Source organism: Streptomyces sp. SID5643, assembly GCF_009872555.1.
Taxonomy (GTDB): Bacteria; Actinomycetota; Actinomycetes; order Streptomycetales; family Streptomycetaceae; genus Streptomyces; species Streptomyces iakyrus.
On record NZ_WWIC01000119.1, the window covers coordinates 38,564 to 49,156 of the forward strand.

At 74.2% G+C, this 10,593-nt stretch carries 11 protein-coding genes; 8 read left to right on the top strand and 3 right to left on the bottom strand.

From position 1 onward, the window contains the following. Positions 1 to 38 precede the first annotated feature (38 nt). Positions 39 to 650 carry a sigma-70 family RNA polymerase sigma factor gene (locus GTY56_RS15240; protein ID WP_161365900.1) on the bottom strand — a complete coding sequence of 204 codons (612 nt, stop codon included), beginning with the start codon at positions 648 to 650 and terminating at the stop codon, positions 39 to 41. A 217-nt stretch (positions 651 to 867) separates the two neighbouring features. Continuing rightward, positions 868 to 1,512: a hypothetical protein gene (locus GTY56_RS15245; protein WP_161365901.1), complete on the bottom strand. Its 645-nt coding sequence runs from the start codon at positions 1,510 to 1,512 to the stop codon at positions 868 to 870. Between the two features lie 142 nt (positions 1,513 to 1,654). Between GTY56_RS15245 and GTY56_RS15250 the strand changes: the two genes are divergently transcribed. Further along, entirely contained in the window at positions 1,655 to 2,794 is a 1,140-nt protein-coding gene (locus GTY56_RS15250) for a DNA glycosylase AlkZ-like family protein (RefSeq protein ID WP_161365902.1), read from the top strand. 23 nt (positions 2,795 to 2,817) lie between these two features. On the opposite strand, the gene GTY56_RS15255 is transcribed toward GTY56_RS15250, so the two are convergent. Next, positions 2,818 to 3,294 carry a DUF4396 domain-containing protein gene (locus GTY56_RS15255; RefSeq protein ID WP_161365903.1) on the bottom strand — a complete coding sequence of 159 codons (477 nt, stop codon included), beginning with the start codon at positions 3,292 to 3,294 and terminating at the stop codon, positions 2,818 to 2,820. 53 nt (positions 3,295 to 3,347) lie between these two features. On the opposite strand from GTY56_RS15255, the gene GTY56_RS15260 reads away from it, so the two are divergent. The 7 genes from GTY56_RS15260 to GTY56_RS15290 all read left to right on the top strand — a co-directional run. Beyond that, positions 3,348 to 4,172, top strand: coding sequence for an SDR family NAD(P)-dependent oxidoreductase (locus GTY56_RS15260; RefSeq protein ID WP_161365904.1), 825 nt, complete (start codon positions 3,348 to 3,350; stop codon positions 4,170 to 4,172). A 112-nt stretch (positions 4,173 to 4,284) separates the two neighbouring features. After that, positions 4,285 to 5,082: a VOC family protein gene (locus GTY56_RS15265; protein ID WP_161365905.1), complete on the top strand. Its 798-nt coding sequence runs from the start codon at positions 4,285 to 4,287 to the stop codon at positions 5,080 to 5,082. 44 nt (positions 5,083 to 5,126) lie between these two features. Then, positions 5,127 to 5,519 (top strand): nuclear transport factor 2 family protein, encoded by a 393-nt coding sequence (locus GTY56_RS15270; RefSeq protein WP_161365906.1) that lies wholly within the window; start codon positions 5,127 to 5,129, stop codon positions 5,517 to 5,519. A gap of 31 nt (positions 5,520 to 5,550) precedes the next feature. Continuing rightward, a complete protein-coding gene (locus tag GTY56_RS15275) occupies positions 5,551 to 6,087 on the top strand; it encodes a GNAT family N-acetyltransferase (RefSeq protein WP_161365907.1) in 537 nt (178 codons plus the stop codon). 106 nt (positions 6,088 to 6,193) lie between these two features. Then, entirely contained in the window at positions 6,194 to 8,071 is a 1,878-nt protein-coding gene (locus tag GTY56_RS15280) for an ABC transporter permease subunit (protein WP_161365908.1), read from the top strand. Continuing rightward, on the top strand, positions 8,068 to 9,372 hold the full coding sequence (locus GTY56_RS15285; protein WP_161365909.1) for an MDR family MFS transporter: 1,305 nt from the start codon (positions 8,068 to 8,070) through the stop codon (positions 9,370 to 9,372). Before GTY56_RS15280 ends, GTY56_RS15285 begins: the two co-directional genes overlap by 4 nt. A gap of 267 nt (positions 9,373 to 9,639) precedes the next feature. Next, the coding region (locus GTY56_RS15290) for a protein kinase domain-containing protein (protein ID WP_161365911.1) at positions 9,640 to 10,593 on the top strand (954 nt) is incomplete at its 3' end.

Sequence of the window (10,593 nt, forward strand, 5' to 3'; positions counted from 1 at the left end):
GGAGACAGCGGCGGGCACCGTGCGGTCGCCGACAGGTGTCAGGCCGCGGCGAGGGCGGGGTCCGGTTCCTCGGCCGCGGCGAGCAGGGCGAGGAGCGTCGCCCGGGCGCGGGCGACGCGGGAACGGACCGTGCCGACCGGGCAGTTGCTCAGCGCGGCGGCCTCCGCGTAGGGCAGGCCGAGCAGCTGGGTGAGGACGAACGCCTCGCGGCGTTCGTCCGGCAGCCCGGCCAGCAGCTCCCGCAGCGCGACGCCGTCGTCGAAGCCGGGCAGCCCGCGCGGCTGGGCGAGTTCGGCTACCGGCTCCCAGTCCGGCAGGTCGGCCGGGCGGGGGCGTACGGCGGTGCGGCGGATGCTGTCGGCCACCGCGCGCCGGGCGATCGCCAGCAGCCAGGTGCGCGCCGAGGAACGGCCCTCGAACCGGTGCAGGCTGCCGAGCGCCCGCAGGAACGTGTCCTGCGCCAGGTCGTCCACCGCCTGCGGGTCGGCGCACAGATGGGCGACGTACCGGACGACGTCCCGGTGCAGGGCGCGCACGAAGTGGTCGACGGCCGCGGAGTCGCCGCCGCGGGCGGCCAGCGCCCAGGCGGTTATCGACGCGTCGGCCGGCGCCGATCTCTCGTGCGGAAGAGGCAGGGCAGGAGTGATCACCTGATGTCCTTGTCGGGATCCCGGGACCGCGAGGACGCGCGCAGGCAGGCCGTGAGGTCAGACGTGCGCGCGTGGCGGCGCGGTCCGGTGAGCGGGGGGGCGCGGGCGTGCCCCGTACCGCGCACCGGGAGGAGTGACCTCCCCGGGTGCGCGCATGGCACGGGGTACGGCCGCTGCCGGGGCGCGCAGGGGCTGCCCCGGTCGGCACCGGCTGCCGTCAGGCGGCAGCGGCCCCCGCGGGTGGTCCCCGGGTGGTGATCGCGTGGACGAGGAGCAGGCGGCGCGGCGAGCGGTTCGTCGGCCGTCGCCGCCGGCGCACGGTCGGGGGCGGCGGTACGGGCAGGGCGGACAGCAGCCGCAGGGGCGCGGCGAGCCGGCTGCCCACCGCCCGCAGCAGCCGGAAGACGGCCCGTTCCCCGTGGCCCAGCCACAGGCCGCACAGCAGCGCGGCCAGGAGGTGAGCGGCGAGCATGCCGAGGGAGGAGTCACCGCCGGGGAGGTGCCCGGCGTGCGGGGACAGGGCGCCCGCACTCATGCCGTGGCTCATGGATAGCGTGCCGTGGCTCATGGACGGCATGTCCATGGAGTGGGCCCCGGGTGCGGAAGGTGCCGGCGCGCCGAGGGAGAACGCCGAGTGCAGCGCCGTCTGAACGGCCACGGCGACACCGACGACCGGGCGCAGTCCGCGCTCGCGGCCCGCCAGGCACCAGCCCACCGCGCCCGTCACGACCCAGCCGGCCAGCAGCATCGGCACGGGCACGTGGTCGCCCGACATCATGACGTGCCCCAGGGCGGCGAGCACGACACAGACGGCCGCGAACACCGCGGCCCGCAGCGCGCGAGCACACCACCCGACTGTCATGGCGCCTCATCCTCGCATCCGGCCCCGCCCGACAGCCAGGAGTACGGTCATCCGCCCGGCCGGGCACTCAATCCGGACCATGTGATCCAGGCCACTGCCGTGGAGCCGGTGGCTCCGGTGGGGCCACGGCAGAATCCACGGCGTGGACATCACTGCGCAGGAGCTCAATCGGGCCACACTCGGGCGCCAGTTGCTGCTGGAGCGGGAGGTGATGGAGGCCGGGGAGGCGGTGCGGCGCGTGGTGGCGCTGCAAGCGCAGCACCCCGCTTCGCCGTACGTGGCGCTGTGGAACCGGCTGGCCGGGTTCGCGCCGGCCGAGCTGGACGCCGCTTTCGCGGAGCGCGCCGTGGTCAAGGCGACCCTGATGCGGATCACGTTGCACGCGGTCCACGCGGACGACCACCAGGTGTTCCGTGAGGCGATGCAGCAGACGCTGTACGCCTCACGGCTCGGGTACCGCTTCGCCGCCGCGGGGCTCACGCCGGCCGACGGCGAGGCGCTGGTCCCCAAGTTGCTGGACTTCGCGGACCGGCCCCGGACGGCCGCCGAGGTGCAGGACTGGCTGGCGGAGCGGGTCGGTGAGGAGAAGAAGGCCGGGGCGTGGTGGGGGCTCAAGGCGTACGCGCCGCTGCTCCACGTCCCGACCGGCGGGCCGTGGTCGTTCGGACCCCGGTCGTCGTTCGTCGCGGCGCGGACCGGCCCGGTCCCTGAAGGGCGCGAGACGGTGGCGGAGGCACTGCGCCACCTCGTCGTGCGTTATCTGGCGGGCTTCGGGCCCGCCTCCGTGGCGGACGTCGCCCAGTTCGCCATGGTGCCGCGGGCACCCGTGCGCCGTGCGCTGCTCGCCCTCGACGACACCGTGGAGCAGCTCCGGGGACCCGACGGGACCCTCCTGTACGACGTACCGGGCGCCCCGCGCCCGCCGGGCGGCACCCCGGCGCCGCCCCGGCTCATGGCCATGTGGGACAGCGTCCTGCTGGCCCACGCCGACCGCAGCCGTGTGATTCCCCCGGCGTATCGCCGTCTGGTGATCCGGGTCAACGGCGACGTGCTGCCCACGCTGCTGGTGGACGGCCGGGTCGCCGGCGTGTGGCGCGCGGTCGACGGCGGTGTCGAGGCCACGGCGTTCCACGATCTGCCGGGCGCCGTCTGGGACGGGCTCGCCGCGGAGGCCGCGTCCCTGACGGCGCTGCTGGCCGGGCGGGACCCCGAGGTCTACCGCCGCCACCACCACTGGTGGCCGAAGCTCCCCGACGGCCAGGTGCGCCTGCTCAAGGGCTGAGGCGTCACGCGGGTGACGGCGCGTCAGTGGTGGGCGTGCACCACGGCGTGCCCCCTGCCGCGGCCGATCATCCATTTGTTGACCGGGGTCGTGATCAGGAAGGCGACCACGAAACCGCCCAGGAGCGCGGACCAGAAGAGGCCGTCCGACAGATGGGCGTCCATGGCGCCCGGGGTGAGCGCGATGATCGCGTTGTCCACGAGTTCCATCACGGCGATCGAGACCGTGTCCGCGGCGAGGGCGATCCTGATCGCGGCCTTGAGGCCGATGCCGGACCGCAGGACGGCGAACAGGGTGAACGAGTAGCCGAAAAGGAACGCGAGCCCGATCGCCAGAACCATGGTGGGCACGTTGGCCCACCCCAGTGACGTGCCGATGACCATGCCGAGGATCTCGCCGACCGCGCATCCGGTCAGACAGTGCAGGGTCGCCCTGACGGCGGTTCCCCAGGACGCGGCCCCGTGCGCATGTTTCTCAGGTTCATGAGCGGTGTGGTCCATGACACCCACCCTATACCCCTGGGGGGTATAGGTGCCACCTAGACTTGATCGTCATGACGACACATCCCCTCCCCCCGGCGCAGCCGACACCGCCGCCCTCGCCCGCACAGGCCTACCTTTCCGGGCTGTTCTCCCTGGAGGGCCGGGTCGCGGTGGTCACGGGCGGCAGTTCCGGCATCGGGCGCGCCATCACCGGCGCCCTGGCGCGGGCCGGGGCGAGCGTGGTGGTCGTGGCCCGCGGCGAGGCCGGACTGACGGCGACGGTCGCGGAACTGACGGCCGAGGGCTGCCGCGCCGCGTGGGTCAGCGCGGACCTGAGCACCCGCGACGGCGTGCGGACGGCCGCGGAGCGCGCGGTCGAGGCCTTCGGGGAGCCCGACATTCTCGTCAACAGCGCCGGAATCAACCTGCGGCCGCCGATGGACGAACTCGGCGAGGACGTCTGGGACGCCACGATGGCCGTCAACCTGGAGGCGCCGTTCCTGCTGGGGCAGCGCTTCGGACCCGGCATGGCGGAGCGCGGGTACGGGCGGATCATCCACATCAGCTCCCAGCAGGCGCACCGCGCGTTCGTCCAGAGCGGCGCCTACGGTGCCTCCAAGGGCGCCCTGGAGGCACTGGCGCGCTCCCAGGCCGAGGCGTGGTCGCCGCGCGGCGTCACCTGCAACGTCCTCGTGCCGGGTTTCGTCATGACACCGCTCAACGCCCGGCTGTCGTCGGACCCGGAGAAGGTGGCCGCCCTCGCCGCCCGCACGATGATCGGGCGCAACGGTCTCGCCGAGGACTTCGCGGGCGCGGCGGTCTTCCTGGCGAGTGCCGCGTCGGCCTACGTCACCGGCCAGTCCCTCTTCGTCGACGGCGGACTGTCCGTCCACTGAGGCAGTCCCGGCATCCCTGCGGGGGTCCCCCGAACGGACAGCGGCCGACGGGCGGCGAGCTGTGCTCGGTGTCACGCTGGGCACACAGCCCCCGCCGAAGGGAAGCATCGCCATGATCACGACGGAGTACGTCCCCGGTTCCCCCTGCTGGCTCGACCTGGGCGCTCCGGACGTCCCGGCCGCCGCCGCCTTCTACGGTGCCGTCCTCGGGTGGGACTACGAGTCCATGGGCGAGAGCGAGGACTTCGAGGGCGGGATGTTCAAGAAGGACGGCAAGGTCGTCGCCGGGCTCGGCAAGCTCACCGAGGAGGGCGCGCGATCGGCCTGGATGCTCTACTACTGCGTCTCCGACGCGGACGCCACGACGCAGGCCGTGCAAGAGGCGGGCGGCACCGTGCGGGTCGCACCGATGGACCTCGACGACTGGGGCCGGATGGCGCAATACAGCGACCCGCTGGGCGGCCAGTTCGCCGTCTGGCAGCCCGGTACGAACAAGGGCATGGAACTGGTCGACGAGCCGGGCTCCCTGTCGTGGACCGAGCTGTACACGAGCGACGCCGCCGGTGCGCGGGAGTTCTACGGCGCCCTCTTCGACTGGCAGTTCAGCGACATGCCGCTGCCGGGCGACGCCGGCACGTACACGCTGATCACCCCCTCAGGGCTCTCCGAGGACCGGATGCACGGCGGGCTGATGCAGCTCCGCAAGGAGGACCTGGCCATGACGGGCGGGCGGCCGTACTGGCACCCCGTCTTCGCCGTCGAGGACTGCGACGCGGCGGTGGCCGAGGTCGCCGGGAACGGCGGAACGGTACAGATGGGCCCCGAGGACATGGAGGGCGTCGGCCGCCTCGCCGTCTGCCTCGACCCGGCCGGCGCCGACTTCGTGGTGCTCGCCCCGTCCGTGACCTGAACCGGCCACCCCGCACACCGCTCCGGCCCGGCCACGGTCACGACATGAACCGAGAGCCCGATTCCGAGGACACACGGCAGCTCGCCCGGCTGGCCAGGGGCTGGGCCGAGGCGATCGTCTCCAACGACCCCGCACGCATCGCGGCCTTCATGGCGGACGAGTGGGTCATCGTCTCCGATTCCGGGATCGACCCGAAGGAGAGGTTCCTCTCCCTGGTGGAGTCCGGTGCACTCACCCACTCGACGATGGACCTCACAACGGATCCGAGGATCCGCGTCTACGGCGACACGGCCGTGGTGACCGGGCGGCTGACGAACACGGCCCACTACCAGGGCGAGCGCCACGACGCCGACGAGTGGACGACCGACGTGTTCGTACGGCGCCGGGGCCGCTGGCTGTGCGTGCTGAGCCACATCACACCGGCGGCCCCCGGCTGAACCCCGGAATCCTCTTGCATATGATGCGCAAATGCGCGAGTACAGCATCAGGGAAGCCGCGGCGGCCGACATCGACGGGGCCCGGGCGGTGATGCTCGACGCCGTGTACCGCGACTTCGGCACCGGTTACGTGCCGCACTGGCACGCCGACATCATCGATCCGGTGCCCTTCTACGTCACGCCGCCCCGGCACACCCTCCTGGTGGCGGTGGACGAGCGGGACGGCACGGTGGCGGCCACCGCGGCCCTGGACGCGCGCGGCCCCGCGCACCCGCCGAACCCCCGCCGGCTGGCCGAGCGCTTCCCTTCGGGGGAGACGGCGCAACTGCGGCGGGTGTACGTGCGCCCCGAGCACCGGCGGCGCGGACTGGCCAGGCAACTCGTGGACCGCCTGCTGGAGTTCGCCCGGGCGGACGGCGGATACCGGTCCGTGTACCTGCACACCTACCCGCACTCCCCCGGCGCACTGGGCCTGTGGGAGGCACTGGGCAAGGTGGTGTGCGACGAGCGGGAGGAAGTGCCCGGCGGGGGCAGCGGAGTGGTGCATTTCGAAGTACCGTTCACTTGATGAAAACGATATTCATGTACGTTACGACCGGTCGGGGTGCCGTCGGCACGGCGCGCACCCCCGCAGGTACGGGGACCCGGCGCTGAGCAGCTCGAAGACACCCCCGATGTACGGCGCGGCGGCCGCGCTGCGCGCCCTCGCGCGCGGTGGTGTACCGACGCTGCTGTGGCGGACCGTGCTCGTGGCCTGCCTGGTGTGCGGGATCGGCCTGCTGCCGTGGCTGTCGCGCACCGACCCCGCGCTGACCGTGCTCCGCGCCCGGTCGGCGGACCGCGACCCCGATCCGGAGACGCTGCGCGCCATCCGGGACCAACTGGGCCTCGACGACGGTCCGCCGGCACTGCTCGGCCGCTGGCTGGGCGGGCTGCTGCACGGGGACGCGGGCACGTCCTGGGTGTCCGGCGCCCCGGTGCTGCCGGGCCTCGCACCGGCGCTCGGCGTGTCGCTGCTGCTGATGGCCGGGGCCCTCGTGGTCGCCGCGGCCACGACCGCCGCCGTCTGCGCCCGCACGCTCCGGCTGGGCGCGCGGGGCGAGCTCGCCGACCGTCGCCCCGGTGGGACGGCGACGGCCGTGCTGGCCGCGCTGCCCGAGTTCCTCGTCGCCTCGGTGCTGGTCTCGGTGATCGGTGTGCAACTGGGATGGCTGCCCGCCCTTGGCTGGTACGGGCCGCGGTGGATGGTGCTGCCCTCGCTCGCCGTCGGCCTGCCCGCCGGAGCGGTCCTGGGACGGATGCTCGACGACCTGCTGCCCGGCGCGTTCGCGGAGCCGTGGGCCGTGGCGGCCGCGGCACGCGGTGTCCCGCCGAAGTCGGTGGCCCGGCAGGCGGTGCGCCGCTGCGTGCCCGGACTCCTGCCCAATCTGGCGCTGTTCGTGGTCGGGCTGACCGGCGGCTCGGTCGCCGTCGAGCAGGTCTTCGACATCCCGGGCGTCGGCCGGCTCACCCTGCGCGCCGCCCTCTCCCAGGACCTGCCCGTCCTGCAGACCGGCACCCTCGCCCTCGTTCTGCTCGCCGCCACCGCCGGTGCTCTCGCCCGGGTCGCCGCCCGGCTGCTGATCGGCCCGGCTCTGCGCGACGGCGCCCTGCGGTCCCTGCACCGGCCCCGGCCGCCCGCGCCCCGCACGCTCCCCCTGCTCTACGCGGTACTGCTGATCGCCGTCATCGGGGCCGGGCTGCCCCGCGACCCGATCGTCCTGGACACGCTCGCCCGGCTGCGAGCCCCCTCGCTCGACCACCCCTTCGGCACCGACGCGCTCGGCCGGGACCTGCTCGCCCGGGTCTCCCACGGTGCCCTGACCACCCTCGGCACCGCCCTGGCGGTGAGCGCCGCCGCCCTCGTCACCGGGCTGCTGCTGGGCCTGCTGCCGAGGTTGTCGGGGCCGCTGGTCGAGACCCTCAGTGCCGTCCCGCCCGTACTGGCCGGGCTCATCGTCACCGGCGTCATGGGCAGCGGCCCCTGGACACCCGCACTCGCCGTGGCCGTGGTGGCCTGGTCCCCGCTGGCCGCGCACACCTCCGCCCTGCTGCGGCAGGAACGCGCGACCACCCATCTGACGGCCACCCGGGCGCTGGGTGCCGGCCGCCGGTACCTGCTCGTGCGCGAACTGCTGCGCGCCGTCGCGCCCCCGGTCGCCCGGCACGCCCTGCTCCGGCTCCCGGGCATCGCACTGAGCCTGGCCGCACTCGGCTTCCTCGGGCTGGGCGCCCGGCCGCCGTCCCCCGACTGGGGCCTGCTGCTCGCCGAGAACCAGCCGTACGCCGAGCGCGCACCGTGGGCCGTCCTCTTCCCCGCAGCCGTACTCGCCCTGCTCGGCGCGCTCGCGGTGACGGCCGCGGGCGGCGCACGGCTGCCCCGGCGGCGTACCCGGCCCGTCGGCCCGGCCGGACCGCCCGCGGACCGGGTCGCCCCGGTCCCGCCGCGGCGACCGGGGCGACCCAGCGCCGACCTGACGTCCGTGTCCCCTTCACCAACGGAAGAACAATGACCGACCTCATGTCCCGTCTGCTGTCCCGCCGGACCGCCCGAACGGCAGACGCCGCCCTGCCCGAGCGTCCGCGGGAGAGCACCTGGCGGCTCTGCAAGGAACTGTCGCCGCTGCTGCGGCTGCTGATCCTCACCCAGCTCGCCTTCAACATCGGCTTCTACGCCGTCCTGCCGTTCCTCGCCGAGCACCTCGGCACGGCGATCGGCATGGCCGGGTGGCTGGTCGGGTTCGTGCTCGGGCTGCGTACCTTCAGCCAGCAGGGGCTGTTCGTGGTCGGCGGCTGGCTCGTCGACCGGTTCGGGGTGCGGCCCGTCGTGCTGGCGGGCTGCGTGCTGCGGATCGCCGGGTTCGTCTGGCTCGGCTACGCGCAGGCGAGCTGGACGGTGATCGGGGCGGTGCTGGTGATCGGTTTCGCCGCGGCGCTGTTCTCCCCCGCCGTGGAGTCGGAGGTGGCCCGCCAGGCGGTGGCCTGGGAGGAGGACGGGCACGGCCCGCGCACCCGGGTCCTCGCCCTGTTCAGCGTGGCGGGCCAGGCCGGTGCGTTCGTCGGGCCGCTGCTCGGCGCGCTGCTGCTCGCCGTCGACTTCCGCACCGCGTGTCTCGCCGGTGCCGCGGTCTTCGTCCTGGTCCTCGCCGGGCACCTGTGGCTGATGCCGCAGCACATCCCCGGCCGGGTCCGCGTCCGGGAGCGGGGCGGGGCCCGGGCCCTGCTGCGCAACCGCCGCTTCCTCGCCCTGTGCGGCGCCTACGGCACTTATCTGCTCGCCTACAACCAGCTTTACCTCGCCCTGCCGGACGAGGTACAGCGCGCGGCGGGCTCGCAGGCGCCGTTGTCCTGGCTCTTCGCACTGTCCTCCGTGCTGGTGGTGTTCACCCAGCTGCCGGTGACCCGCTGGGCGGGCGACCGGCTCGATCTGCGCCGCTCCATGACCGCGGGGCTGCTGCTGATCGCGTCCGGTTTCGCGGTGGTGGCCGCGGCCCGGCCGGCCGGCTGGACGGGAGCCGCCGGACTGCTTCCGGCCGCAGGCTTCGTGATCTTGCTCACCGTGGGGCAGATGCTGGTCGTGCCCGCCGCCCGCGCCTGGGTGCCCGACCTCGCCGAAGAGGGCCGGCTCGGGCTGTACACGGGGGCGCTGTCGTCCGTCTCCGGGCTGATCGTCCTGGCCGGCAGCGCGGCCACCGGCTTCCTGCTCGACCTGGGCCTGCCGACGGCCGTGCCGTGGCTGGTCCTCGCGGCCGTACCGGCCCTGGCGGTGGCCGTGCTGCCGCGCCGGGAGGAGGAGGCGGGCACGGCGGCCTGACCCGGGGCACCGGTGACGCCGGGCAACCGGGCGTGTGGGCCACTGGGCGCGTGGGCAACCGGGCGCGCGGGAGCGTCACCCCGGCGTGCGACGCCTTCGCTCCGGGATTTCCGGCAGCCGCACCCCGGGAAGACACCGCTGCGGAGATCGGTGGTCACGCCGCGCCAGTATCCTGGGTCGGCTGCGGCACCCCCCACCAATCCCCGTGCGTAAGCGGGGAGTTCGGCCTGCGGCGACGACCTTCCCACACGCATGAGACGAGGACGAGTGCTGCTAGCGGGCCGCTACCGGCTGGAAGTTGAGATCGGACGCGGTGGAATGGGAGAGGTCTGGCGTGCGTACGACGAGACGCTCGCCAGAGCGGTGGCCCTCAAGCTGCTGCTCCCCCAGGACACCGACGCCACGGCGACCTCCCGGTTCCGTCTGGAGGCGCAGACCGCCGGGCGTCTCAACCACCCCAACGTGGTCGGCGTCCTGGACTTCGGCGAGTACGACAACCGGCTGTACCTGGTGATGGAGCTGGTCGAGGGTGACAGCCTCGCCGGAGTGCTGTCCGGCTCCGGCCCGCTGCCCGCCGAAGAGGTGGCCCGCCTCGCCGCCCAGGCGTCCGCGGGGCTCGCCGCGGCGCACGCGCAGGGCATCGTGCACCGCGACGTCAAACCCGCCAACCTGCTGCTGGACACCCACGGCACGCTGAAGATCGGCGACTTCGGCATCGCGCGGTTCCTCGACGACCCCGGTGCCGCGCTCACCGCCACCGGTCAGATCGTCGGCACCGGCCTCTACCTCGCGCCCGAACGGGCCCTGGGCAAGCCCGCGGGGCCCGCCTCGGACATGTACTCCCTGGGCTGTGTGCTCTACCAGCTCCTCAGCGGCCGCCCGCCGTTCCAGGCCGACACCGCCGTGGCTCTCCTGCACCAGCACCTCGACTCGGCACCCGTGCCACCCCGCGAGCTCGGTGTCGCCCAACTGCCCCCGGCGTTCGAGAACTACCTGCTCGGGCTGCTCGCCAAGCAGCCCGAGGACCGGCCCTCCGCCGAGCAGGCCGCCGAGTGGTTCTCCGGGGGCGCCTGGCGGGGCCTGCCCGAGCCGCTGCCCGAGGTCTCCCCGCCGCTGCGGCCGAACCCCTCGTCCGCGCCCACGCGTACCGGCCCCGGCCCGTACGCGGCCGCCGAGACCGGCCACCCGACGACGTACGCGCTGCCCGCCACCCCCGGGCAC